The sequence below is a fragment of the Acidobacteriota bacterium genome (assembly GCA_016700075.1).
Lineage (GTDB): Bacteria > Acidobacteriota > Blastocatellia > Pyrinomonadales > Pyrinomonadaceae > OLB17.
In genome coordinates, this window is the sequence record CP065000.1 from 1369569 (window position 1) to 1395834 (window position 26266).

Annotated in this window: 22 protein-coding genes and 1 tRNA gene; 12 read left to right on the forward strand and 11 right to left on the reverse strand. The window is 53.5% G+C overall.

Translation table 11 applies throughout. The features are described 5' to 3' along the window. Window positions 1-235: 235 nt before the first annotated feature. From IPM50_06105 to IPM50_06115, 3 genes are all read left to right on the forward strand, one after another. Entirely contained in the window at window positions 236-1243 is a 1008-nt protein-coding gene (locus IPM50_06105) for a hypothetical protein (protein QQS34143.1), read from the forward strand. After that, a complete protein-coding gene (locus tag IPM50_06110) occupies window positions 1227-2081 on the forward strand; it encodes a hypothetical protein (GenBank protein QQS34144.1) in 855 nt (284 codons plus the stop codon). Before IPM50_06105 ends, IPM50_06110 begins: the two co-directional genes overlap by 17 nt. 139 nt (window positions 2082-2220) lie before the next feature. Beyond that, window positions 2221-3849, forward strand: a complete 1629-nt coding sequence (locus tag IPM50_06115) for a hypothetical protein (GenBank protein ID QQS34145.1) — start codon at window positions 2221-2223, stop codon at window positions 3847-3849. A gap of 485 nt (window positions 3850-4334) precedes the next feature. On the opposite strand, the gene IPM50_06120 is transcribed toward IPM50_06115, so the two are convergent. From IPM50_06120 to IPM50_06130, 3 genes are all read right to left on the reverse strand, one after another. Further along, window positions 4335-4718: a type II toxin-antitoxin system HicB family antitoxin gene (locus IPM50_06120; protein ID QQS34146.1), complete on the reverse strand. Its 384-nt coding sequence runs from the start codon at window positions 4716-4718 to the stop codon at window positions 4335-4337. Between the two features lie 10 nt (window positions 4719-4728). Beyond that, window positions 4729-4983: a toxin HicA gene (locus IPM50_06125; GenBank protein QQS34147.1), complete on the reverse strand. Its 255-nt coding sequence runs from the start codon at window positions 4981-4983 to the stop codon at window positions 4729-4731. Between the two features lie 123 nt (window positions 4984-5106). Then, window positions 5107-7137, reverse strand: coding sequence for a radical SAM protein (locus IPM50_06130; GenBank protein QQS34148.1), 2031 nt, complete (start codon window positions 7135-7137; stop codon window positions 5107-5109). 902 nt (window positions 7138-8039) lie between these two features. Here IPM50_06130 and IPM50_06135 point away from each other — a divergent pair. The 6 genes from IPM50_06135 to IPM50_06160 all read left to right on the forward strand — a co-directional run bounded on the left by IPM50_06135 (window position 8040) and on the right by IPM50_06160 (window position 10985). After that, window positions 8040-8201: a hypothetical protein gene (locus IPM50_06135; GenBank protein QQS34149.1), complete on the forward strand. Its 162-nt coding sequence runs from the start codon at window positions 8040-8042 to the stop codon at window positions 8199-8201. Between the two features lie 263 nt (window positions 8202-8464). Continuing rightward, the gene (locus IPM50_06140) at window positions 8465-8704 is read left to right on the forward strand and encodes a 30S ribosomal protein S21 (protein ID QQS34150.1); all 240 of its coding nucleotides are present in this window, start codon (window positions 8465-8467) and stop codon (window positions 8702-8704) included. 81 nt (window positions 8705-8785) lie between these two features. Then, window positions 8786-9544 carry a 5'/3'-nucleotidase SurE gene (gene surE / locus IPM50_06145; GenBank protein QQS34472.1) on the forward strand — a complete coding sequence of 253 codons (759 nt, stop codon included), beginning with the start codon at window positions 8786-8788 and terminating at the stop codon, window positions 9542-9544. A gap of 60 nt (window positions 9545-9604) precedes the next feature. Further along, window positions 9605-10234: a protein-L-isoaspartate(D-aspartate) O-methyltransferase gene (locus IPM50_06150; protein ID QQS34473.1), complete on the forward strand. Its 630-nt coding sequence runs from the start codon at window positions 9605-9607 to the stop codon at window positions 10232-10234. 10 nt (window positions 10235-10244) lie between these two features. Then, on the forward strand, window positions 10245-10838 hold the full coding sequence (locus IPM50_06155; protein ID QQS34474.1) for a DedA family protein: 594 nt from the start codon (window positions 10245-10247) through the stop codon (window positions 10836-10838). 70 nt (window positions 10839-10908) lie between these two features. Beyond that, window positions 10909-10985, forward strand: a tRNA-Pro gene (locus tag IPM50_06160). A 16-nt stretch (window positions 10986-11001) separates the two neighbouring features. Here the strand turns inward: IPM50_06160 and queD are convergent. Further along, complete coding sequence (gene queD / locus IPM50_06165) at window positions 11002-11385, reverse strand: 6-carboxytetrahydropterin synthase QueD (GenBank protein ID QQS34151.1); 384 nt, start codon at window positions 11383-11385, stop codon at window positions 11002-11004. Between the two features lie 3 nt (window positions 11386-11388). Then, entirely contained in the window at window positions 11389-13404 is a 2016-nt protein-coding gene (locus IPM50_06170) for an ATP-dependent DNA helicase (GenBank protein ID QQS34152.1), read from the reverse strand. A 250-nt stretch (window positions 13405-13654) separates the two neighbouring features. Here IPM50_06170 and IPM50_06175 point away from each other — a divergent pair, with 250 nt between their 5' ends. After that, window positions 13655-17626, forward strand: coding sequence for a M36 family metallopeptidase (locus IPM50_06175; protein QQS34153.1), 3972 nt, complete (start codon window positions 13655-13657; stop codon window positions 17624-17626). 77 nt (window positions 17627-17703) lie between these two features. Further along, window positions 17704-18546 (forward strand): carboxypeptidase regulatory-like domain-containing protein, encoded by an 843-nt coding sequence (locus IPM50_06180; protein QQS34154.1) that lies wholly within the window; start codon window positions 17704-17706, stop codon window positions 18544-18546. A 54-nt stretch (window positions 18547-18600) separates the two neighbouring features. Here the strand turns inward: IPM50_06180 and pilQ are convergent, their stop codons facing one another. The 6 genes from pilQ to IPM50_06210 form a co-directional block, all read right to left on the reverse strand. Then, window positions 18601-20202 carry a type IV pilus secretin PilQ gene (pilQ, locus tag IPM50_06185; protein ID QQS34155.1) on the reverse strand — a complete coding sequence of 534 codons (1602 nt, stop codon included), beginning with the start codon at window positions 20200-20202 and terminating at the stop codon, window positions 18601-18603. A 101-nt stretch (window positions 20203-20303) separates the two neighbouring features. Continuing rightward, complete coding sequence (locus IPM50_06190; GenBank protein QQS34156.1) at window positions 20304-21044, reverse strand: hypothetical protein; 741 nt, start codon at window positions 21042-21044, stop codon at window positions 20304-20306. 46 nt (window positions 21045-21090) lie between these two features. Then, the gene (gene pilO, locus IPM50_06195) at window positions 21091-21789 is read right to left on the reverse strand and encodes a type 4a pilus biogenesis protein PilO (GenBank protein QQS34157.1); all 699 of its coding nucleotides are present in this window, start codon (window positions 21787-21789) and stop codon (window positions 21091-21093) included. Window positions 21790-21821: 32 nt separating this feature from the next. Next, entirely contained in the window at window positions 21822-22541 is a 720-nt protein-coding gene (locus IPM50_06200) for a PilN domain-containing protein (GenBank protein ID QQS34158.1), read from the reverse strand. A 4-nt stretch (window positions 22542-22545) separates the two neighbouring features. Continuing rightward, on the reverse strand, window positions 22546-23595 hold the full coding sequence (gene pilM, locus IPM50_06205) for a type IV pilus assembly protein PilM (protein ID QQS34159.1): 1050 nt from the start codon (window positions 23593-23595) through the stop codon (window positions 22546-22548). 360 nt (window positions 23596-23955) lie between these two features. Next, complete coding sequence (locus IPM50_06210; protein ID QQS34160.1) at window positions 23956-25149, reverse strand: acyl-CoA dehydrogenase family protein; 1194 nt, start codon at window positions 25147-25149, stop codon at window positions 23956-23958. A gap of 55 nt (window positions 25150-25204) precedes the next feature. Between IPM50_06210 and IPM50_06215 the strand changes: the two genes are divergently transcribed. Then, complete coding sequence (locus IPM50_06215) at window positions 25205-26266, forward strand: phosphotransferase family protein (GenBank protein ID QQS34161.1); 1062 nt, start codon at window positions 25205-25207, stop codon at window positions 26264-26266.

Sequence of the window (26266 nt, forward strand, 5' to 3'; positions counted from 1 at the left end):
ACTAAGCAAAAAGAAGAGGCGAGTAAGACCAGTTCGATAAGCTTTATCGAAATACGGGTCTATAAAGCGGTTACCGTTCGGTGCGCGTGGCGTATATTACTGCTGTCTATCTGTCTATTTCCAGTTAAGGAGACAATCGTGAATATCCTTTTTGGCGGTACTTAAACCAAATACTGCGATATTTATGGCCAGTTCGATTCTTATTGTTTGCGAAGAAAAATAAAGGAGATTTGAGATGAAAAGGTTCGCCTATGGGATGTTATTTTGCGCGATGTTTCTCTTTTTAGCCAGTGCTGCATATGGGGCTTCGGCCTGTCCGGAGAGCCCGGCACCAAACGAAGTACTGCTTTTTACCGAGGAGAATTTTCAGGGAGAATGCACCAGTTACGCAGGCTTCAACAGGGATATTTCCGATCATGAATCACCGATCGCATCCATAAAGCTTGGCAGCGGTATTCGCCTTGAGATTTGTGTACTTCGCAGGATGCGTGGGCGTTGCAGTTTGGTGTACGACGCAGAAACTCCCGTCTTTGATAAGGTCGAAAAACAAAGAAACTGGCGATCCCTTGCGATCAGAAAGAATCCGGTCGCGGTCGTTGAGACATCCAAACCTTGTCTTGGCGGTGTCCCTAGTCCGGGTGTTGAGGCCGCAGCCGAGCAAGTGGCTATCTTCACGGAGGTAAATTTTGGTGGAAAATGTGACGCTATCGAGTACAAAGGACGCGATCAGCAACCATACCCTTACTCCCTGGAATGGAGCTATCCTACAAGGGATAAGTTCTTTTCGGGAGTGGGGCTCAGAAATGGTACATTCAACTCGATCAAGATCGGTTCAGGGGTAGTTGTGACAATGTGCACTGGTAAGAACCTACAAGGCAATTGTAAAGAATTCACTCAGTCCGTTGCCGATCTCACTGAATACGGTATTGTTTATGATTCAATCAACTCGTTTAAGATCTTTACGCTAAATCCCAAGAATTACGCCAATGCCGCGCTCCCAAATGACAACGAAGTAACGGTCTGCCAGCAACGCACCTTTGGCGGGGGATGCCGTAAGCTCACCGTTGGAAATCATGATTTCAACGGACTTACCTATCTCTTTATTCAGGTAGGTAAAAATGTAAAAGCACAAACTTACTCAGACCGAAGTTTCTTTGGTCCGTTTGAGGTTTACCCGGGCGGATCCAAACAGGCGACTACCGGGGGGCGTCATGTCGATTCGGGTCATGAATTCAACCGATAATATTATCGCCCTTAAAGCTCGACCAACGCCGAATCCGATCTCCGCGGCAACGCCAGTTCCCGCGGCTCAGGTCACGCCGGCGCCTGTTACACCCCCGGCCTCCGAACAACCGAAAGTCATTGGATTCTCACAGCAACCTTTCGGAGGAGAGGGATACACGGGACCCGACTCAAGCTACAGGCTTTGCGCAAAAGAAGGGGAGCCTTGTAAGTACATCGGACAGGTTTCGATAGCATATGGCGTCGGTGAACAATTTAGTGTCAAGGAATTCACCGTAAAGAAAGAGGAAACCCGAATATGTAACGAGGCCAGTTTTGGCGATCCTGCCCCAAGACTTCCAAAGCGTTGCTATGTCAAGCAGATAAAACCCGTGGTGATAGAACACGCCGCGCCTAATCCCGACTACACATTCTGCGTTGACGCCCCGTATCGATGTAATTTTTCGTATGTCGGGACCGTCGCATTTGGTGTCAATGGTTTTTTCAATTACAAGACCGGTTTGATCCGCGGCGTCGACTGCAATGTCGACGTTTTTGGCGATCCCGCGCCGGGCGTGCCGGAAAAGAAGTGTTATGTAAAATTCGAAAAGCCGTGGGTACCAAACAACACTCCTATGGAAACAGACAATGAGGGTCCCCCAAGCGCGGATTTTCGGGTGTGTGCGGCTGAAGGACAGAACTGCAGGTTTACAGGAACAGGGACGGTTGCGTTCGGATATAATGCGAAGGGCGGATTCCGTTACAAATACGGCGTCAAAGGCTCAATCCCGTGTGACCAGAAAACGTTCGGCGACATTTCCCCGGGAAAACCAAAAGCTTGTTATGTTCGGATCGAGTAGGTTGAACACAATCATGAAAATAGGTTCCACAATTTCGACGAGATCTAGCCGTAAGTTTCTATTTACCCTGGCGTGCACTTGCCTCAATTTAGGCTGCTCGGTAACGACATTTGCGTATGAGGAGGACACGCATTTTCTTATGACCTATGTCCTTTGCCGGGCGGTCGGGTTTACCGATGAGGAGGCGTTGATCATCGCCTCCGTCGATCAGGGAATGGACGATTCACCGGCGGTCAACGCCCATAATAAGGCCGTGCCCCACACGCTGGAGGAGTGGCTGTGGCACGCTCTCGATAAGGACGGCGAGATGACAGCAAAAGGGATTTTGGCGCGCCGCGACGAACTCTTTCAGGACGCGCTTGAGGAACAGGACCCGCACAAACGGTTGATCCGCCTTGGAGTTTTTTTTCATTATCAGCAGGACTCGTGGGCCCACCGCCATCATGACAAGTCGAACCATCTGTCGCCGACGGATTTCACAACATTTAACACCCCGGCCGGACATGCCGCGTTTGGCGGCAAGCCGGACCGTCCGCCGCTCGATCCTGTGGCGGCGTTGATGTGTCTTGAGGACGGCATCGTTTATGCTGCCGACATTCTAAAACGCGGGTTCGGCCGCGAACCGAACCGGCACTTTGCGGGCTATGCACCCAAAGGTGGCAAAGTAGATAAGAGCTGGAAGGATAAGCGGCGGGCCAAGTATTTTAATCAGATCGAAAGATCCGCCGCGCCTGATTTTACGGCCCATAAATTCCTTTTGGAAATGCTTGCCGCCCAGATCGACTCGTACACCGCTTCGCGAGACGCAAATCCGAACTATTTTGGGCGGGCAACGCCGGACGAGGTTGAGATCCGAAAGGTCCGTGCCGCGCTGCAGCGAGCGTGGGATGGTTTCGTTCCGGCGGTCGAACCTACAGTGATCCCATCAGAAGAACAGAAGATCGGGCAGAAGTTCCAGGCGATGTCGACCGCCGGTATCTTGGGAATGGACAACGTGACGGTGATCGTTACCCAGGCAAACGTCGATACCGCCCTCAAGCGCGGCGATCTGATGTTCAAATACGTTGACTTTGACAACAAATCTGGCCTGCCGAAAGCAGGCGTTGCATTCGAGGGCTTGATCCAGGCTGGGCAGCAGGCGATGCGGATGAGCTCGAAAGTATGGAACAAATTCCTTGATTCGGAAAATAGTGACTTCAGACGTGCGCTTGCTAAGGGCGACTCCAACGGGGTTCATATGGCTATTTATATCGGTGGCGGACAACTCGCAGAGGCTTACGGGACTTCTCTCAATGGCGCGTCGGTTACGCGGTGGGGGCTCTTTGATGCACACGATCACCAGACTTGGTTCGTCCTTCGCCCAAAGGACGCCAGATTCGCCGATGCGATGGCAGAGGTCGCTGCGAGATGGGCGACAGGCAGAATGAAATATCTCGTTCCTCTTCAGGCGATTGTCACGAGCTCGTCGTTCGGGTCAAACGCAAAGAGGCAGGCGCTCACATTTTTCGAAGCTTATGATACCGCCGGCGGCCCACCGTCGATAGATAAGATGTTTTGCTCGCAGTTCGCCGTGGCCGTAGCCCAGAGTGCTGCGATCAAGGTGTATCTCGCGTCTGCAGGTCGGAACGTCACTGCGGAACTGCTGGACAGCCTGCCTGACGAAGTAAAGCTTGATGCTTTTTCGAGTCCCTCGACCTTTTACGGGGTACTCGAAAAGTCGCCAAACATCGAATCGATCGGGCCGGTATTTATTGAATCGGCAAAGTGAGCGAATAGGGACCAGAGAAAGCTGGTGGAGAGTTAAACGTTTAGGGTCCTGACCGATCAGACGGCCACTCTGTTCACGACCGGAAGCACAAGCGTCCGGGCTTCGATCTCATCTCCTCAACTAGGCAGAAACGGGCGACAATTGTCGGAAGACGAGTGACGGGTGACGGGTGACTGGATAGTGTAAAGAAAAGGACCGGCGAGATATCCGCCGGTCGTTCTTTTTTACCTGTTACCGTTTACCTATAGCTATTTACTCAGCAACAGCCATTTCTTTCGGCTGCACTTTCTCCTCGCGTTTGATCCCGCCGATCGGTACCGGTGAATCGTAAACTGTGAACGGCGAATAGAAAAGCCCCGCAGATCGCTCTGCGGGGCTTCTGACTTCTGTCTTCTGGCTTCTGACTACTCAGCGACTGCCAGTTCTTTTTCTTTTTTCTTTTTGAGCCCGCCGATCTGGACGAGGGTTTTGCCGAGGTTTTGTAGCTAGCGTTCGAGCACGAGGTTTCGAGAGAGCTTTGAATTGATCCACTGATTTAGCGAGATCCCTTCGCGTTCAGCTTCCATTGAAAGTTGTCTGTGTAAATGGGCCGGCATCCGGAGATTCAGTTTGCCGCTAAAACGGCGTTTGCTCAATGGTTCCGGCACTTGCTCGCCTGCGTCTCGCATATCATCGATCACAAGACCGACAACTTTCCTGATCTCTCTGAGTGCCTTTTCCTGCGTGCTGCCATGTGCAGCCAGCGACGCGAACTCCGCGACCCGTGCGACAAACCCGCCGTCCTCCTCGGACCACATTACCGAATACGCATAGTCCTCGGGCCGAATACCTTTTGAGCCTGTCTTAGTTTTAGGTAATACTCTCGACATTCTGATCTCCTTACTTTTCATCCTCATCTATCTCCGCTAACCTGCGGAGCGCAGCGACGACCTGATCCACCTGATACGGCTTGGCCTTATTTCCATCTTTTTGCAGATTGATCCTCGGGTCGCCCGGCCACGGCGTCTTGAAAATATGGTGGCTTCCCTTTACGCGTTCCCCGCCAAACCGCTCGCGGCATATCTTTAAAAGCTCAGCGAATCGTATTTTCGTACTGCTGTTCTCCAATTTCGATATCTCGTCCGTTAGAGCCATACTCTACGTTCTAATAGTACCGCCCATGGTACCAGCATGTCAAACGTTTCACCTCTGATGCCAAACAAAAAGCCGCCGGGGAAACCGGCGGCTTTCTTCTGCCTTCTGACTTCTGGCTACTGACTACTCAGCCACTGCCAGTTCTTTTTCCTTGTTCTTTTTGATACCGCCGATCTGAACAAGGTTTTCGCCTTTGATCTGGTTCTTTTCGAGGACCATTTGGTTATAGAGTTTACGCATCATCTGCATTTCCTCTGCGGCGGTCTTGGGGCCTTCCATATGGGGCTTGTTCGGACGCTGCAGGTCAACTTCGTTCAGTACAAGGCCATGCGACTTGTCGGCCAATTCGACCTCTTTACCGCGAGCAAAGACCTCGTGGCGGCCGTGGTCTTTGTACCACTGAGCGACGGTAGCATTCTGATGCATGTGCTCGATGATGTTGCGCCAGCCGATGCCGGTGTTGTAGGCACAGAACGAAATTTCGCCTTCCTGCGTGCCGTACGGGATGATGCACATCTCCGTGCGTCGGAAATCATAGTTGAACAGATCCTGGAACCACATTCCCGCGATGAACAGGAAGTTCCAAGGGTCCTGACGGCGCTTTTCGATATCCTCGAAAGTGCGGTCCGGCCCGACCTTGCCGTAGTCCTTGCCCGACAGGCCGAACGACTTGTCGAACTTCTTAAAGATGCCGCCGAGCGTCAGGCTGTGCGGTGCACCGTACGGGTTGTAGTTTTTCAGCAGGGCGAGGCCCATCATGATGTTCGAGAACCATTTGCCGCGGTTCGTGTCCGTGATGTGCTGCATGTCGGTCACCAGCCCCTGAATGTTCAGGAACTGCGGCACCGGAGCCATCTCTTTCGTTTCCTTGTTGATCATCACCGCCGTGCCGACGCCGCAATTCGGGTGGCAGCCGCACGAAACCTGTCCCCATTCCGCATCCGGACCGTGAACAACGTCCGCGAAATCGGCGAATGCCCCCATCAATGAGAGCGGGAACCAGTCACGCGTCGGTTCCGTGATGCCGACCTGGCCCTTGACGTCGTGGGCGAGGTGGGCCAGCGTGTAACGCTGCTGCAGACGACGCTGTTCCGTGATGTGCTCGTCGCGGCCCGTGAATGACACCGGCTGGAACGCGATGAACGAGATCTTCTTCGGATTTTCAAGTGCGAAACGAATGATCGAACCGACCTGGTCGTTGTTGATACCGTTGACGAGCGTCGTCACCAGAATGATGTCAACGCCGGCCTCGTGCAGATTGTTGATCGCACGCAGCTTTACGTCAAACAGGTTGCCGATCTGGCGGTGCGAGTTGGCGTCGTTGCCGATGCCGTCAAACTGCAGATAGACGAAACGAAGTCCCGCCTCGGCCGCCTCGCGGCAGAATTCTTTTGATTTGGCGAACTCGATGCCGTTCGTCGCGGCCTGGACGGAGTTGTAGCCGACCTTGCGGGCATAACGGACAGCCTCGAGAAAGTGCGGGCTCAGCGTCGGCTCGCCGCCAGAATACTGAACCGACATCTGACGACGCGGTTTGATCGATATGGCGTTGTCGAGGATCTCTTTGACGTCCTCCATCGAGAGCTCGTGAACGAAACCGACCTGGTTCGCGTCCATGAAACACGGATCGCACATCATGTTGCAGCGGTTCGTCAGGTCGACCGTCAAAACAGCACCGCGGCCGTATTTGATGGTCGAGCTGCCATGGTTGTGCAGCTTTTCATCGTTGTGAGCCTGCATGTCGCGGCCGGGAAAGAGCGATTCAATGTGCGTAAGGAACTTCGAATCCATCGCCATCAGATCTTCGATCTTGCCGTGCTGCGGACATTCTTTGATCATCCACACCTGGCCGTCACGTTCGATGATCTGAGCCTTGATCTCACCGACCTTCTCATTCACGAGCGTCGAAACGTCGCGCTTGCCTGCGAGGATCTCTTCGCGAGCCTCGATCACGCACTGCGGACAGAGCGAATCCGTCGTCCGCGGAAAACCAAGCGTGGGCTTGGTCTTTTGCCAAGACTTAAGGATAGGCTTGTCAGCCCACTTCGGCGTAAATGACGGATTAGGCTTGAACTGATTAATGCTCTTGATAGCGTTGAAAGCACCTGCAGCGATGTAGGTAAGGCCCTTTTCGAAATGTTTGATCGGTCTCATGTTCTTCTCTCTTCTCTTTGGTAAAATCAAAAGTCCCCGATGTCGTCGGGCTCGATATCTGATGCCAGTACGAGTTGCTCTGCAACCTTAAATCGGCAAACACACAAAAACATATGTCCACCGTCCGGCAAAATCCTGTTTGGAGTCGCAAGAACTGTGCCAGCAAACCATCCTGTTGCTCAATTCATAGGATTTTCGGAAAAATAGGCTTTTCCGTGCATTTTTCGCATAATTCGCAATGTCTACTTGACCTGACCGCGTATCATTTTGATACACATCGATACTGCGCGTCAGATATCTGCGCATTTTAGATACACTTGCCACTTTCCTGGCATACCCGGCCCAGTGCGGCCCCTGATTCGTCCTCTGGGCTCCGATCGCTCCGTTTTGCCACCCGAAATGCTTCAACATTTGCTTAAGAGCAATTGGCGCGATGTGCATAATACTACGGCTTTACCTTTACTTCGCAATGTAAGTGAAGCAAATAAAAGGTTATATGTTCAAGCTTCCGTGTTCATATTCTGTTCACAGTTAAGCGCTTTGTGTGAGTTATATATCAGACTGAGTGGCTTAAGCTATTGAGCATTAAGCAGTTAAGTGTTTTAAGTTTTCGCTTGCATTATTATACAGTAAAGCACTATATTAGTGACCGCTCAGAAATGCGCAGCCTAAAGACGCGTTTTGTCTTTCGCAGGCAATGCGGTAATGAGCGACCGAGAAGTAAATTTCGCAGTATACGGCGCCGAAGTTGTTTCTGTCTTGCTAATACAGCAAGATTTGGCCGCAGCAGATCAAAGACGAAGGAGCATATGTCAGGAAAGCGATTTTGGATGGGAGCTTTATCATTGTCGTTCACTTTTTTGCTTATATGCCTGTCGATAAATCTTCGTTCATATTCAGAGATGCGAAGCGAAATAGATCGAAACACGCGTCTCGGCATGGATGTTCAGAATTTGCTTGACGAAACGGTCTCGCTGCAGGAAGAGATACATGCATTGAGATCAGATCCGAAATTGGTCTCGAAGGAGGTCGAGAAACTCGGCCTGATGAAAATGAAATATTGACTTTGTATCCGGCTTTCGGGGTAAATGCGGAGTAGCCCTAAAGCCGGTGCAGGCACCTACCATCACAATAGCTGCCATTTGCCTACTTCTCCGCAACGCCTACAGCTTTTCCTATCCGGTTATCGCGGCCGCCCAACCCCATCGGGCGGCCGCACTTCATTTCAGCACTATCGATCCTCCACTTGCTAACAATGATCGAAATTGCTTATATTTATTGTTTGCCCTTGGGCAATATCTTTTGGCCGAAAGGGGGTGAGAAAGAAATGGCATTCATTACAGTAAATACGAACGAATCGATCGAGTCAGCTCTTCGACGTTTCAAGCGTAAAGTTATCAGCGAGGAGATCATCAAAGATCTCAAAAAACACGCGCATTTCATACCGCCGGGTCAGAAAGCGAAACTCAAATCTGCTAACGCCCGCAAGAGGAACCGCAGGCGATTTCGCCAACAGCGGCCGATGAACGCGGGATCTCCGCGGCCTTCTGCCGGAGCACCGAAGTAGTTAGTTCTTCATGTAATTTTCAGGTGAGATCGATATAGAGGAGTTCCTCTTGTGGGTCTCACCTTTTTTGTCAAAGGTCAGATGGACAAGGCTCGAAAGAAGATCCTAATAACCAACGACGACGGCTATTTGTCCGACGGCATTAGGGCCCTGGAAGAGGCTCTTTTGGAACTCGGAGACGTATACGTTGTCGCGCCTGAATCGGAGATGAGCGGTGCTTCGCACAGCCTGACGCTGTCGCGGCCCCTTCGGATCAGGCAGATCGACGAACGGCACTGGACAGTCGACGGCACGCCGACAGACTGTGTGACGCTTGCCCTTAATCAGATCTTGGCCCCGGACATCCGTCCCGACATTTGCTGCTCCGGCATAAACCTCGGCGCAAATCTCGGCGACGATGCGACCTATTCCGGAACGGTCGCAGGAGCAATGGAGGCGACGATCCTTGGAGTTGCAGGCCTTGCCTTCAGCCTTGTCGCATACCGCGATCATGATTTTACCGAGTCGGCTCGCGTAGCTCGAGAGATAACCGAGAGGGCATTGCGGGACGGCCTGCCGGACGGAACCCTTCTGAACGTGAATGTGCCAAAGGGCATTACGATCGGACTCAAGATCACGAAACAAGGGTTCAAGAGTGCTCGGCCCGTTATCAGCGAGCACATAGACCCTCGCGGCAAGCCCTACTATTGGATCGGTGAGGAACGCAACGGATTTCGCGCTGAGGGCGGCACTGATTTCGAGGCCATTGACGAAGGATACGTTTCGATCACCCCGATGCGGAGCGATCTGACAAATCACTCGGTCATAGCTCAGCTTGGCGATTGGAATTCACACGAATAGATGTTTGCGAGCAAGAGTCCCGACAGGCGCCCGGACGGTTTTGAGATCCTCAGGACCGAGATGGCCCGACGCCTCGTCGATCATTACCTCATTCGCGACGAACGTGTTCTCGAGGCGATGGCGAGCATACCGAGGCACGAATTTGTACCTGATGCGTTGAGGTCGCAGGCATACCGAGACAACGCACTGCCGCTCTCGAGCGGCCAGACAGTGTCACAGCCATTCATTGTTGCGAGAATGACCGAGCTGTTGGAACTGTCGGGAAATGAACGCGTTCTGGAGATCGGCGCAGGTTCCGGCTATCAAACAGCCGTTTTATGCAGGCTTGCCGGTAAGATTTTCGCGATCGAAAGGATCCGGGAACTCGCCGACAAAGCTGAGGCACGATTGATGTCTCTCGGTTTTGAGAATTTCGTGATGAAGTGCGGCGACGGCACACTTGGTTGGCCGGAATATGGGCCGTACGACGCTATCATCGCGGCCGCCGGCGGACCGGAGATACCACAGCCGCTGGTTGAGCAGCTTGCTGCCGGCGGACGGCTGGTAGTTCCCGTCGGCCCGTCACAGACAGAACAAACTTTGATACGCATCCGTCGGACCGCGACGGGGAAAAAGAAAGAAGATCACGGCCGATGTGCCTTTGTCCCGCTCATCGGAGAACACGGTTGGAACCAAGAAAAAGAGGCTTAAATTGAAAAAGATTTTCGGATATCTCAGGCGTCTTAAAGAATGGGTTGAAGGACATGCGGAAAAGCCGCATGCGGAGATCGCTCTTTTCTTAATCGCCTTTACCGAGTCGTCGTTCTTTCCGATCCCGCCGGACGTACTGCTGATAGCAATGGCGGTTTCCGTGCCAGCAAAGGCACTCCGCTATGCGCTTGTCTGTTCGGCAGGCTCGGTTCTTGGAGGAGTTTTCGGCTACTTTATCGGTTGGGCATTCTTTGAAACGATCGGCCAGCCGATACTCCAGTTCTACGGAGCAATGGGCCATTACGCCACCGTACAAGAACTCTATAACGAACATGCTTTCTTGGCGATACTCTCAGCGGCGTTCACGCCGATCCCTTTCAAGGTATTCACGATCGCGGCGGGCACGTTTGAGATATCGATCTGGACCCTTATCGCGGCGTCAGCTATTGGGCGGTCGGCAAGGTTCTTTTTGGTTGCGGGGCTCTTCTACTTTTTCGGTGCCCCGATCAAGAAGTTCATCGACAAATATTTTGAGATTCTTACGGTCGTTTTCCTGGTGCTGCTGGTCGGCGGTTTTGTCGTAATTCGGCTCTTTCTCAAATGACGGTATTGACACACCGCGGTTATCTTTCTAGACTCTAAGTTCGCATCCTGCGATTCTGCAGAATGCACGTCGGGGCGTGGCTCAGCCTGGTAGAGCGCACGGTTCGGGACCGTGAGGTCGGAGGTTCAAATCCTCTCGCCCCGACCATTCCTTAAATCTTCCTCTAATCAATTTGAAAAGTCGCGACGCTCGTCGGCGTCTCATAGCAGCGCACCTTGTACACCTTCACGCGGTCATCAACGATGCGAGAATTAAGGTATTCGACGAAATAGCGAGCGATATTCTCGGCGGAAGGATTCAGTTCGTCGTCAAACGGCGGGAGTTCGTTCAGATTTCGATGGTCCAAATAGCGGACCATCTCGTCAGCGGCCTTTTTCAGATCCCCGAAATCGATGAGCAGGCCGATGTTATTGAGTTCGTTGCCGCGTGCGAATATCTCCACCTTGTAATTGTGGCCGTGCAGGTTCTCACATTTGCCTTTGTAGCCGCGAAGCTGGTGCGCGGACGCAAAGTCGCGTTCGATCATTACTTCAAAAAAAGAACCCATAAATTACTCCGCCTCAGCGTCCTCAAACATTCTAACAACGTCGGCCATCTCCTTGGTAACGCGCATACGCGGCAGACTATGGAGAAAATTTCGGCCATAGCCTTTTGAACGCAGCCTCGGATCGAGTATCGCAATAACGCCGCGATCTTTGCGGCTGCGTATGAGCCGCCCGATTCCCTGCCGCAACGACAAGATCGCCTGGGGCAGACTGTAATCCCGAAACGCATCGCCGCCGTTCTCATTGATCGACCGTGACCGTGCCGCGACCAGGGGATCGCTCGGCACGGCAAACGGAAGCTTGTCGATGATCACACAGGAAAGCTGTTCACCTTGAACGTCGACGCCCTGCCAAAAGCTGGACGTTGCGAATAGAACGGCATGCGGCGTTTCCCGAAACCGCTCGATAAGGCCGGTTTTCGACATCGACCCCTGCAAAAAGCACGGAAAATCAACTAGCGACGACACGATCTCGTAAAGAGCCGTCATTGAAACGACGCTCGTACATAATACAAAGGCACGTCCGTGGCTGGCAGTAATGATGCGGACGATCTCGTCGGCGGCGAGACGTGTGTATTCCGGCGAACGCGGATCGGGCAGGCCGGGCGGCAAATAAAGTATCGCCTGCTCCTCAAAATCAAACGGCGATGCAGCGATGAGTTTGTCCGTTTTTGCTTTATCCAACCCGAGCCTGTTGATCACAAAATCGAAAGAGCCGTCCGCCGTCAGCGTTGCAGACGTCAGAACACAGGTGTCCTTTGCACCGAAAAGCTTTTCTCTCAAAATGCCCGAGACGTCGATCGGTGAAGCCTGCAGAAAAACGCCGCGGCCTCGCCGTTCGACCCAATAAACGAAATTGGGATCGGGCTTACCAACTATGAACTTAAGGTCGGACCGAGCCTGCATCAGGCGTTTCACGATTCCCTGTGCCTCAACAACATCGTCCGTCAACGGCTTAACTTCCGTTTCGAGCAACGATAATGCATCGCTCAGCAGATCGGCGTTCTGTTCGATATAAGCGCGTGAGAAGACATTTTCGAAATCATCAGATGTCAGAGTGAGACGGCCGTCAAAACGTAGTCGGTCAGAAATGCTCTGCCAAAATTGAGAGGCGATTTCCTGCAGCCTCGCGACGGAGCGCATTATTGAGCTGGCCGAAATTGCATCAGCGATCGGCAGATCGGCCGCATCCTTTGCGACCTCTTCCACGCGAAAATTCGAGATCTGAATACCAAAATACTCCGCGGCGATGTCCTCCAACAGATGTGCCTCGTCAAAGATAACAACGTCGTAATCCGGAAGAACGCGGCCGAAATCGTTGTCACGAATATTCAGGTCGGCAAAGAAAAGATGATGGTTAACTACGACAATATCCGCACTCTCCGCTCGTGCCCGCATTTTGCTGATAAAGCACGACTCAAAATCAGGGCATTTGGTCCCCAAACAGATCTCGCCGCGGGCATTAACGCGATTCCAGAAGGGAATGTTTTCCGGCAGATCGACGAGTTCTGCACGGTCACCGACCTCCGTCGTTTTGAACCATTCCGAAACCTTGCGGAACATTGCCACTTCGCCAACGCCGTCCAGTATCGGCTGCTCATCAGCGGTCTTCATTCGGAGAATGCAGGCGTAATTGGAGCGGCCTTTCATGTACGCAGCCGAGAATTTCCGCGGCAGTACACGCTGCAGAAAAGGAATGTCCTTTTCCATCAGCTGTTCCTGAAGGTTCTTTGTTCCGGTCGAGATCAGGACGCGCTTACCGCTTGCGACCGCCGCGGCAACCGCCGGGACGAGGTATGCCAGTGTCTTGCCGGTTCCGGTTCCTGCCTCGACCACCAGGTGGCGTTTTGACAATATCGCGGATTCGATCGCGTCAGCCATTGCGATCTGACCGTCGCGGATCTCGAACGATTCGTGGAACTTTTCCAGCAATCCGCCCGCGGCGAATATGCCGTCCAACGACCGCCCGCCGGCCGTGGCGGCACCGTGTCTGATCGCAATTTTATTGACTTCTGACGCCATTTTTATGAAACTCTAGAATAACAAAAGAGAAACTGGCTGCCGTCGTGTTGCCCGTTGATTCTTTCCCTCCTGTTTTTGCCGCGGAACGAAGAAACGGTCCGTTGCCATTGGTTCACGGCGAGGGAATGTTAATTGTAAGGGTTTTATTCTTGAGGTTCGATATTAAGTGAGTTTTTTTGACGGCTTTCTAAGGTTTTCAATTGTAAATTGCAGGCGGATCTCGTTTGTTCTTGTTGTTTCTCTGCTCGCGGTGTTCGCAGCAATGCTTCCGCGTGAAGCAAAGGTGGCTGATTACGGGCTATTGGTCCGTACGGGTAGCCATGACGAAGGCCTGCGGAATTATGATATTCGCTGGAACAAGTCCGGCAGCGAGATAGCATCGCTTCGCACACTTGCGGGGCGTAACGCCGAAGGCGATACCGCAGTTCGCCATACGATCGATACCGGTATAGCGGAACTCATATCAAGATCACCGAAAACACGTATCGATCTGAACGACGACCTGCGGATCCCGGAGGTGATCGGCACGGAGATCGGGCTAGGCAAGGCTTTCCTTAGCGAGCGGTCGTCTGACTCGCGGCCGGAAATACTCAAGAATTTTCTACGCCGGAATAGTTCCATTGTCGCTGTCACGACCGAATCGATCGACGAACTCATCGTCGCAGCTGACTACACCAATCCTGACGGCAATCTTTCTTTCGTCGAACTAAATCAGCAGTTCAACGGCATTCCGGTATTTCGCGGCGAGGTGAAGGCAGGCTTTACGAAACGCGGCGAGATCATCCGCGTCATCAACAACCTCGCACCCGGAATCGACACCCGGCAGCTTTCTACCTACTTCGGTGATGCAGAAAACGCCGTCGCGGCGGCATATCGGCACATCGGCCGTGAGTTTGACGGAGTCGCGAAGCCGCGAAACGACAGGCTAACAAATGAACTTGTTGCGGTTTTCGGCAAAGGCGACTCGGCGACGACCGCTGAGAAGATGTATTTTCCGCTCGAGCCCGGCTTCGCGGTTCCGGCCTGGCGAGTGCTGATCTGGCAACCGGTGAACGCCTACTACGTCGTCGTTGATGCCGCGATGGGCACGCTGCTTTGGCGAAAGAATATCACCGAAGATCAGACGCAGCCGGCCACATACAACGTATATTCAAATCCTGCGGGCTTTATTGACTTAGCGAACAGCCCGTTTCCATTCTGGCCGGGCCCGACATCACCGAACGGAACACAGGGAACAGGGATCGCACGCACCAACATCACCCGTATCGGCAACGAATCTCCGTTCGGGTTCAATCAGCTGGGCTGGATAAATGACGGCGTGACCAAAACCGACGGCAACAACGTACAAGCGGGCCTTGACCGTGACGGAGTTGACGGAATCGACCCGAACAGCGAGGCGTTCAGCCCGACGCGAGAATTTGTATTCGCCTATTCACCTCTTAACCCGAACAATAACACCGGAGAGAATCCGATCCCGGCGGTCCAAACCTATCCGGGAACCGATTTTCAGCAAGGCTCTGTGACCCAGCTTTTTTACACATCGAACTGGTTCCACAATGCGACGTATCTTCTTGGTTTTACGGAAGGTGCCCGGAATTTCCAGAATGTGAATTTCACCGGACAGGGCCTCGGCGGCGATCGTGTGCGGGCGGAAGGCCAAGATTCATCCGGTACGAATAACGCAAATTTCTCGACGCCGGCTGACGGCGGCAGAGGAAGAATGCAGATGTACGTTTGGACCGGCCCGACGCCGAATATCGACGGCAATCTCGACACCGACGTCGTTATACACGAACTTACGCACGGCCTTTCAAACCGTCTTCACGGTAACAGCACCGGACTCGTGAACGACATGTCCCGCGGGATGGGCGAAGGCTGGTCAGACTTTTTCGGGATGGCACTTCTATCACGTCCGACCGACCCGATCAACGGCATTTACACGACAGGTTCATATGACACCTATCGTCTGGGCGGCACATTTCTAAACAACGCCTACTACGGTATTCGGAGATTTCCGACCGCCGTCAGAGCTTTTACCGGCGGGCCGAACAACCGTCCGCACAATCCGCTAACTTTTGCAGATATTGACGTTACGCAATTCAATCTGAGCGACGGTGCTTTCGCTCCGCGTTTTAGCGGGACGCCGGATCAGGTACACGCGGCCGGAGAGATCTGGTGCAATACACTTTGGGAGGTCAGAGCTCGGTTCATAACACGACTCGGCTGGCAGGAAGGCAATCGGCGAATTCTCCAGTTCGTCATCGACGGTATGAAGCTCTCGCCGCTTTCGCCGACATTCGTAAATGCCCGCGATTCGATCGTTGCCGCGGCGCTGGCATCAGGCACCGACGCGGATGTTGCCGACATCTGGGCCGGCTTTGCGATCCGTGGAATCGGGGCAGGTGCGAGCGTGCAAAACGTCGGCGGAACCTCGACGGGTGGCACAGGAACCGCTCGAGTGACCGAAAGTTTCGATCTGCCAAACCTGCGGCAGGACGGGCCGCTCACGATCATTGACAGCAATGGGAATGGCGTTGCCGACCCCGGCGAGCAGATACAGATCGGCATTCCGCTTGGCAACATTACGGGCTTTACAGCGACCGGAACCACACTTTCGATCGAAGGCGGCGGCTCAGGCAATTACGGTTCGATTGCTAACGGTGCGACGGTTTCTCAGAATGTCGCATTCACGGTCCCGCAGACAGCTCAGTGCGGCTCATTGGTACCGCTCACATTGAACGCAAACAGCAGCCTCGGTCCGGTCACCTTTACGCGCTTTATTGAGGTCGGCCAGCCTTTGCAAACATTTACCGAAGATTTTGACGCCGTGACCTTGCCGAATGCTCCGAATGGGTGGGACATCACTTCAAGTTACGTTCCTATGACGTTCCGCTCGACAGCAACGAATCCTGACACGCCGCCCAATTCGATGTTCGCGGCGAACCTGCCGGATTGCACGTCGGGGTGCCCAACCACGGATGGCGGTTCTACGGAACTTACCTCCCCGCCAATAGCCGTTTCGTCGACCGCCTCGCACCTAAGTTTCCGTCATAGGTACAACACCGAAGCAGGCTGGGACGGCGGAGTGCTGGAGCTAAGCATCGCAGGCGGGCCGTTTCAGGACTTCGCCGCTTCAGGAGGATCATTTCTTCAAGGCGGCTACAACGCGAACATGGGAACCAGCTCACCGAATCCGCTTGGCGGACGAATGGGCTGGACCGGAAATTCAGGAGGCTATATCACGACGGTCGCCAGATTCCCCGCATCGGCGGCAGGGCAGAGCATTCAATTGCGATGGCGTTTCGGTGCAGATAACAATACTGCACCGCCTGGCGGCGGCTGGAACGTCGATACAGTCAAGATATTCGGGGATTTTGCCTGCCAGGGTACATCAACCCGCAGAGCCAGATACGATTTTGACGGCGACGGCAAGACCGACCTGTCCATTTACAGGCCTTCGGACGGCAATTGGTGGCTAAATAGGTCTACCCAAGGTGTTACCGTGGCTAACTTTGGGCTTCCCGACGACATTCCGGCGGTTGGCGATTTTGACGGCGACGGCAAGGCCGATGTAACTGTTTTCCGGCCTTCGACGGGGCTGTGGTTCCGTATCAACAGTTCGAATGGCTCCGTTTCGGTCGACAGTTTCGGAGTGACCGGCGATATTCCGCAGGTTCACGATTATGACGGCGACGGCAAAGACGATATAGCCATTTTTAGGCCGTCCGACGGGGTTTGGTGGTATAAGAACAGTGGTACTGATACTGTCAACGCTGCGGGCTTCGGACAGACGGGCGACGTCCCTCAGATCGGGGATTACGATGGCGACGGCAGGGCCGATATCACTGTTTTTCGGCCAAGCATCGGGTTATGGTACGTTCTCCGCAGTTCGAATGCGCAAGTGGCATACTTTTCGTGGGGCACAACCGGTGATATTGCGGTGGGCGCGGATTTTGACGGCGACTCGCGTGACGACGTAGCTGTCTACAGGCCGTCAAACGGTACATGGTATTGGATCAATAGCGGCAATAGCCAAATTTCGATCGCATCGTGGGGCTTGACCGGCGACGTGCCGGTTCCGGGCGATTATGACGGTGACGGCCGCAGCGACCTTGCGGTTTACCGAGAGGGAGTTTGGTACATCGCCTACATGAGCGGCGGAGCCGTCGCGACCGGATTCGGGAACTCAACGGACATTCCGATTCCACGCAAGCAGCCGTAGAGTAAAATGGATAGCCAATTCATTGCGGCTATTGTCGTATCGTTAGCGTCTAAGTCATTTATAAGCTTGAGGGTATTATGCAAAAAATAAAGGTGGTCATCTTGCTTGCCGTTTGTTCAGCCGTCTCGGCGATATTTTTCGTTGGACAGGAGAGAGTTTCCGCACTCTCGTCGGGCCCGCCGGCCAGATTTTCAGGCGCGCCCGGCGAAAACAGCTGCGTTGCGTGCCACTCTCAATTCCCTGTGAACAGCGGAACCGGGAACGTCCAGATCCTGGGTGTCCCGGCGAACTACACGCCGGGTCAACAGTATCCGATCTCTGTCAGAGTGAGTGACAAAGAGGCGACGATCTACGGCTTTCAACTGACCGCGATCATAAGCAGCGGAGCCGCGGCCGGCACATTTCAATTGCCAATGGAGATGCCCGCCACGACCCAAACATCTCAAGGCACGGTAGGCGGCAACCAACGCGATTACGTCCTTCAGACCATAGACGGATTGTTTACCAATGGTGTATTCGGGTCGAATACCTGGAATTTCTTTTGGACCGCTCCCCCTAAACCCGTCGGAACCATCTCGTTCTATGCAGCCGGCAACGGATCGAACAGTGATGGCATGACCTGGGGCGACTACATCTATACGACGTCGGTCAGCAGCTCATTTGCATCCACGGTCTCGGTCGGCGGACGCGTTTTCACCAGTACGGGCTCGCCTCTGAGAAATGCACGCGTGACGATCAACGGACCAAATAATTTCTCACAGAGTGTGATCACCAGCACATTCGGATTCTACAGCTTTAACGATATTCCGATCGGTGAGACCTACACGGTCAGCGTCTTTTCACGGAGCTTCCGCTTTAATGCTCAACAGGTAAGCGTCAGCCAGCAGATCTCTAACCTGGATTTCACAGGCCAGGAATAAAAAAACGCCCCGGCGAGCTGCCGGGGCGAAACATCGGAGAAAACACGGGAGTTGTTACGGCTTCGTTGGCGAGCCCTGAACAACCTCCGGCCTGGTCGAGACAGGAGCCTGGAGAACTACAGGAGACGCTTCGGGCGTCTGCATGGAGTTCGAAGGCGGATTGCCCATCGGGACAGGCTGAATTATCGTTGTCGGCCGCGGTGCAGCGTTCTTCGAATAGTCTGCCCTTGTTATCCTCGGCGTGATGAAGAAGAGGATCTCATTTGTATTACGCTGAACGCCTTTCCTCTTGAAGAGGTTTCCGAACACCGGGATGCTTGCCAAGCCCGGCGTGCGGTCCTGACTTTCACGCTCATCGTCAAATAACACGCCGCCTACGACGGTCGTGCCGCCGTCGGGAACGGTTACCTGCGTGGTCATGCTCTGAGTGTTGATCGCCGGTGATGCACCGCCGACCACTGTCGCGGTCGAACTATTCTCAGCGACAACGTTAAGGATCACCGTATCCTCGCCTGTGATCTGAGGTGTGATAGCGAGCCGCAGCGGAACATCGACATAGGTCGTAGTGGCAACGACCGCTCCGCCGCCGCTGTTAGGCTGAATGGTGGTGATCGGGATCTTTGTTCCGCTCTTGATCTCGGCAGGACGATTATTAAGGGTCGTTACACGAGGTGTAGCGATCACCTTCGCCTGACCTTTCTGTTCACCGGCAGAGATCATTGCATTGATCTGAGCTGTGCCGAAAACACCTGTTGTCAGTCCGATGGCGGTGTTCGCGATCTTCGAGAACATATCGTTGTTGATCGGCGGAACGGGATATCCCGTCGGCGGCGTCAACGTACTCTCAGCATTCGGCAATGTTCCGCCGCCTGCGGCACTGCCGCGGCCGCCCAATACTAAGGCTGCCAACTGCACGCCGACGTCACGGCTGAAATTGCGTGATGCCACAACAATGCGTGCTTCGATCTCAACCTGAGGTTCGGGCTGATCGAGAAGTGAGATCAGCTGCTTCACGGCATCAATGTTCTGCCTGACGTCCGTGATTATGAGAGTGTTCGAACGGCCGTCAACCTCGACGGTTCCTCGACGCGAAAGCCGCTTTTTGATGATACCGAGGATTCCCTGGTCGGAACCGCCGCCACCACCGCCGCCGCCCGCAGATGATTCGCCTGCAGCAGTACCTGTGACGGTCTGACCTGCACCGCCGGCGTCGCTCGCGAGCGTACCAGACGCGCGTGCATAGTTAAGACGGACAAATTCGGTATAGAGGGGCGACGTATCAAGCTGATTGTTCATCCTCTCGCGGAACAGTTCGCCTTCGGCGGCCAAGGTCTTGTTGTCGGCGACACGAAGAATGTTACCGTTCACCTGAACGCCCAGTTCCTGAGCCTGTAGAATGGAGTCAAGAGCGACGTTCCAAGGAACGTCCATCACCTTGACCGTTACAGGTACCTCTTTCACCGATTTGTCGATGACGAAGTTTATGCCGTATTGATCCGTGATGTATCTGAGAATATCGCGGACATCGGCGTTGACGACGTCAAGGCTGATAGGTTCGCCGCGGAAATCCGGTTCACCGTAATGACGTCCTTGCTTTTGTGGATCGACCTTTTGAGCAGCCACTGATAGGGTTAGCACGGCTGCTACGGCAATCATCAAAATTGCGGTCTTCAAGGTCCTGATTGAGAAATTAAGAGAGTTCATGTTTCCTCCGATTTGACTGGATCACTGAAAGATCCGGGGTTGAGAGAGCTTTACTACGGCCGTTTCGCCACTCGGACGGGCCTTTTCGCCGGCTTTGCAGGCTTTTTGTCGTCGTTGCCGGCGGGCTGATCATTCATTTCGTCGAGCGGTGAGAGGAACGGATTGACGCCCGGTTTGTCAGCCTGGCCGGGTGCTCCGGTGCTTGCGCTCTGGGCCGTTTTGGTCGGTGCTCCGGCCGGAGCCGTCCCTTCGACCTGAGCGCGTACCGAATACTGCTTCAGCGGCATGTGTTCAACGGACGAGACAAATTTGCCCTCGCCGGTCTTGGTGACCTTTCTGAAGACAAGACGGTTGTCTTCTACAGCAACTAGCTGTCCGTCAAAGAACTTCTCGCCGGGATAGATAGTGTAAGAAAGCTTGATCGGTGTCGCCTCCACCATAGCCGCATAACCGCGGGGCGTTTTGAAAATGCCTGACAGCGACATTTCGCTCAACGTCAACACGCTGGTTACCTTCGGTATCGGCTGGCCGGCTGCGACCGCCGCTTCACGCTGACGCTTATAATGTTCGATACGAGCCTCGATCGACGGCGGACCGAAGTTCACAGGAGCCTTCACGTCGCCGGGGCCGCGGCCTCCGGGAACGTTGGAACTCGGTTTCTGTGTTTTCGGCGTCGCCCAAGTTGCCTTCTTAAAAGGATCTCGTTGGGCTTGTACCTCGCTCATCATCCCGGAACCCAGGATCATGAGGCCGATCAGCATCGCTACTCTTGAGATGGATTTGCTTTTGATCATGACTTTATCTCTTTCGGCTTACACTCGTTGGTGGGAATAAATTCGATTACTGCTGTGAGGGGGCAGCACCGGGCGGCTGCGGTACGACCGCCGCGCCGGGGGCCGCGGCAGCAGGTGGTGCTGCAGGCTGTCCGGGTACGGCAGGAGCGCCGGGTGCTCCCGGAACGGCAGGCTTAGCATTGATATCGGTAGGGGCCGCATAGTAGGCGGTCAGCAGAAACTGCGCGTGAAGTGTCTTATTGTCACTCTGCTTGTCCAGCTGATTGATCTTGAAATCGGTGATCGACACTATTCGCGGCAACTTTGCCATGGCGTCAAAGAATGCCCGGAGGTTTGTGAAATTACTGTCAACCTCGACCTCCACCGGCTTCGCCATAATCGAATCCTGCGTCGTATCGTCTCTCGGAGCGAAGCGCATGACGATCATTCTGCTGGCATTCGCGGTGTCCTGAAGGCCTTGAAGAACATTAGTGATCTCACGTTCTTCGGGAAGGAGGACCTTTAGCTCTTCGTATTCCTCGGCCTTGCTCGCATAGAGTGTGCGGAACTCATTTATCCGCTGTGTTGCGACGCGGGCTGTCTCGTTCTTTGCTTTCAACTGGGCGACCTGGTCGTTCAGATTCGCCACTTCGGTCCTGATCTCGCTGGTGTAGAAATACCAGACACAGAAGTAAAGCAGGGCCGCAATGCTGACCATTATGATCAGTTGAAAGTGCCATTGTAGATCTTTAAGTTTCTCTAGCATGTTGGATCACCTGAAATTGATTTGGGAGGATATCAGTTCTTTGCAACCTGTGGGACCGCTGCCGGTTGACCGGCAGGATTCACTGCTGAAGCCGTCGTCGGGGGATTGCCTGATGCATTGGGTCCTTTCGACGGCGCATACCGGCACTTGATGGTGAAGTTCACCAACGGGATCTTCTTCTGCTCGCCGTCAGCACTCGTGCGCTGTGCGGCGTTCTGATCCACGATCTCAGCCCTTACGGTCTCGATGTTGAGGTTAGCGAACAGCCCGTTCGAGAACTCGAGGCTTCGGCCAAATTGCGTCACCTGGCTCTCATCCGGTGAGTTTCCGCGGATGACGATCTCGTCGCCGGCTTGCTCGACACTCTCAAGAAAGAGCCCGGGAACCATAGAGATCCGTTCCCGCAGAGCATCGAGAACTGCGCTCGGCCCGGCCTGGGATGCTCTCAGCTTCTTGATGGCTTCGATGCGGGCATCGATGTTTGCGATCTTGGCTTCGAGTTCCTTTTGCTCGTTCATCACCTCTTCCAACTCAGCAGCGATCTGCTTCTGCTCGTCGAGCTGACGTTCTGCCTCGGTCTTCGCCATGTGGCTGCTTATTACGTCCCAGCCGATGACCGCGGCCAAAAGAACCGTCGTTACGATGGCCATCAATGCCAATCTGGACGAGCCGCTTGAGATCTTGCGGTCAACCGCTGCTACGGTGCCGTTTTGCCTGTCGGTGACTGAATTAAGTAGATTGATCTTTATCATTTGATTACACTCCCCTTACTGCCAGTCCTACCGCGACGGCCATTTCGGGCACGATCTCTCTGAGGTAGTCAGGGTCGAATTTCTTATTGTCAACCTTTATGTTTCGGAACGGATCGAGGATCTCGACAGGAAGTTCCAGCCTGAGCGAGAGTTCTTCTGCGAGGCCTACGAGCTTGGAACCGCCGCCGGAGATCAGGATCTTCTGAACGACTGTTTCATTGTCCTCGGTCGTGGCCCGATAGAAATCAAAGGTCTTCTGTATCTCCATTGCGACGATCTCGGTAACGTTGTTCATCAACGGCTCGATCGACTTTTCTTCAATTCCTTCAACCGCATCGAGCACTCCGCGTTTTACCGCTTCGGCCTGTTGAAAGTTGAGTCCGAGGCTGCGTTGGAGAACATCTGTAAATTGGCTTCCGCCGACGGTTATGTCGCGCGTGAACAATGATTGGGTTCCCTTGACGATATTCACGTTCATCGTGGACGCTCCGATATTGAGGAGCGTGACGACGTCGTTTTCCGAAGGGTTATAGTTGACCTCGTAGCAATTCTGCAGGGCGAAGGTGTCGACGTCGATCACGACCGGAGACTTGCCGGCAAGCTGAATTGCCTGTTTGATATTGTCGATGCGGTCCTTTTTGCATGCCGCTATCAGAACTTGTGTTGACTCAGGCGTTTCTGAAACGACCTGATAGTCCAGACTGACATCCGCCAGATCGTAAGGGATATGTTCTTCCGCGTGCCAGTCGATCGACTCTTCAAGTTCGTCCTTGCTCATGGGCGGCAGGACGATGTTCTTCAAAATGACCGAATGGCCGCTTACACCGGTAACGACATTATTAGCCTTGATCTGGTGATTAGCGCAGACATTCGAGATGACGTCTGACACTACGTTAAGCTCCATGATCTGGCCGTCGATGATAGTATCGCTGGGCAAATTCTCGAAGCCGAGACTTACCAGATTAAGGTTGTTGAGTTTGCCGTCGAGCTCGACCATCTTTATCGAGCTTGAGCCGATATCTAGTCCGGCGATGCTTTTCTTTTTACCAAACATTATTTGTGCTCCTTACGAATCACGTGGCGGTATGTTTACTTGAACGTTCCCGAAACTGCGGTCAGCGGTCGATCGAGGATGTGCCACCGGCGTCTATGGTTGAAAGGGAAATACGGTCATCTGACACGAAGAGGTTTAGGCGAGTCGGGATTCCGCTAGTTTCGGGCATTAAGTACGTTCAGTTGGCTCATTCGAGCCGGGCTTTTTGGTGTGTCCTGCCGTTTGTGGTGGCAATGAGATCGGCGGAAATATTACCGCCGAGATTCAAAGTTACAGGAATGCAAAACAGTTGTCAACAGTTTTTTGTCATGTTGAACACTTTTTGAACGAATTTCTTTCAGATTGAAAGAAGAGGAATTCTTACTGACGGGATCGGATCTCGGCCTTTGCTATAGCCTCAAGGTGGACCTCGTCCGGACCATCCGCCAAACGAAGTGAACGGGCGTATATCCAAAACCCAGCGAGCGGATGATCCTGAGAAACACCGCCGCCGCCGTGAACCTGTATCGCGCGGTCAATTACCTTTAATGCCATTTGAGGAACCACAGCTTTGATCATCGCGATCTCTTTGCGGGCAGCCTTGTTTCCCTGCGTATCCATCAGCCACGCTGCTTTCATAACAAGCAACCTCGCCTGCTCAATGGCACATCTTGCCTCAGCGATCCATTGCCGGACCACGCCCTGATCGGCGATCGGCTTGCCGAACGCAACACGGCCATTTGCTCTATCGATCATCGACTCGAGTGCTCTTTCGGCAGCGCCAATTAGACGCATACAATGGTGCACGCGTCCCGGGCCCAGTCGTCCCTGCGCTATCTCGAAGCCGCGGCCTTCACCCAATAGTAGATTCTGTTTTGGAACCCGAACACTGGTGAATGAAACTTCTGAATGACCGTTCGGAGCATCGTCAAATCCGAATACACGCAGGGCCCTCTCAACCTTAACACCTTCGCAATCCATCGGGACCAGGATCATAGACTGCTGCAGATGTTTTGGCGCGGTCTGGTCGGTCTTGCCCATAAAGATCGCCAACTTGCAGCGAGCGTCGCCTGCTCCGGTCGACCACCATTTGCGGCCGTTCAAAACATATTCATCGCCATCCGCGACTATAGACGACTCGATATTCGTTGCATCCGAGGAAGCTACCGCGGGTTCGGTCATCGCAAAACACGAACGGATCTCACCGGCAAGCAGCGGCTCGAGCCATTGCTTCTTCTGCTCATCGGTGCCGTAAAGATGCAGCACCTCCATATTGCCGGTATCCGGCGCCGAACAATTGAACACCTCAGAGGCCCACAGCACTCTGCCCATAGTTTCAGCAAGCGGAGCATATTCGACGTTCGTGAGTCCCGAAATATCCGGCAGGAAAAGATTCCACAGCCCGGCCGCCTTTGCTTTGGCCTTCAGTTCTTCAATAAGCCCAAGTGGCTGCCATCGATCGCCGGAATCCAACTCGTCGTTATATCGCTGTTCATTCGGATAAATATTCTCTTCCATGAATGCGTTTACGCTTTTTTGCAGTTCGGTCGATCTTGCAGAATAATTGAAGTCCATATTCGCCACAGATTAACACAGGCCGCGGAGTTTCCGCCGTTGAAGTTGGCACGAGATGAAAAAGGACGACGCAACAACCCCAAGGGCAGGAGAAGAGCTGAACGAAAAAGCTCTCAAAGATTTTCTCAGGGCTCGTCTGCCGACGCCGTTCACCGAAATGGAGGTGCTGCAGTTCCCGGCCGGCAGTTCGAATCTGACATATCTGGTCCGGCTCGGTTCAACACAGTATGTCCTCCGCCGGCCGCCATTCGGCAATACCGTGAGGACCGCCCACGATATGAAGCGAGAGTTTGAGGTACTCTCAAAGCTTGCGTTCGTTTATCCACCTGCACCGGAGCCGATCCTTTTCTGTGATGATGAGTCTGTCATCGGAGCGGAGTTCTATTTGATGGAGAAAAGGGACGGTGTTGTGATTCGCGGTCAGGTTCCCGCATTATTTGCTGCGTCGAAAGAGGTTCAGACAAAGCTTTGCCGCAGTTTTATGGATAATCTCGCCCGTCTTCATTCTGTCAACTACACAGCTGCAGGACTAGCCGATCTCGGAAAACCTGAGGGTTATAATCGCCGCCAGGTCGAGGGCTGGACGCAGCGCTATATTGCAGCAAAAACCGAAGAGCACACAGAACTTGAGGCTGCGATGAAGTGGCTTGGCGAAAACGTACCCGTCGAAGCCGGTGCGTCCCTGATCCATAACGACTACAAATTCGACAACATCATGCTCGATCCCGAAGATCTGACGCGGATCATTGCCGTTCTTGATTGGGAAATGGTAACGATCGGCGACCCGCTCATGGATCTCGGAACAACTCTAGGTTATTGGATGTCGCCTAAGTTCGGCGAAGAGTTGATGAATATGCCGTTCAATCCTCGTATATTGATGGAAAACATCTCGCGCCGTGAACTCGTGGAGTTGTACGCCTCGGCTCGAGGGATCGCACAGCCTGATATGCTTTTTTACTATGTATTTGGAACATTCAAGATCGCCGTCATCGCCCAGCAGATATATGCCCGATTCGTTAAGGGAATGACCAAAGATGAACGCTTCGCAAATTTTGATCGGTTCGTCGCCGCACTTGGCCGGATCTCGAATTCTGCACTAGAACGCGGATCGATCTGA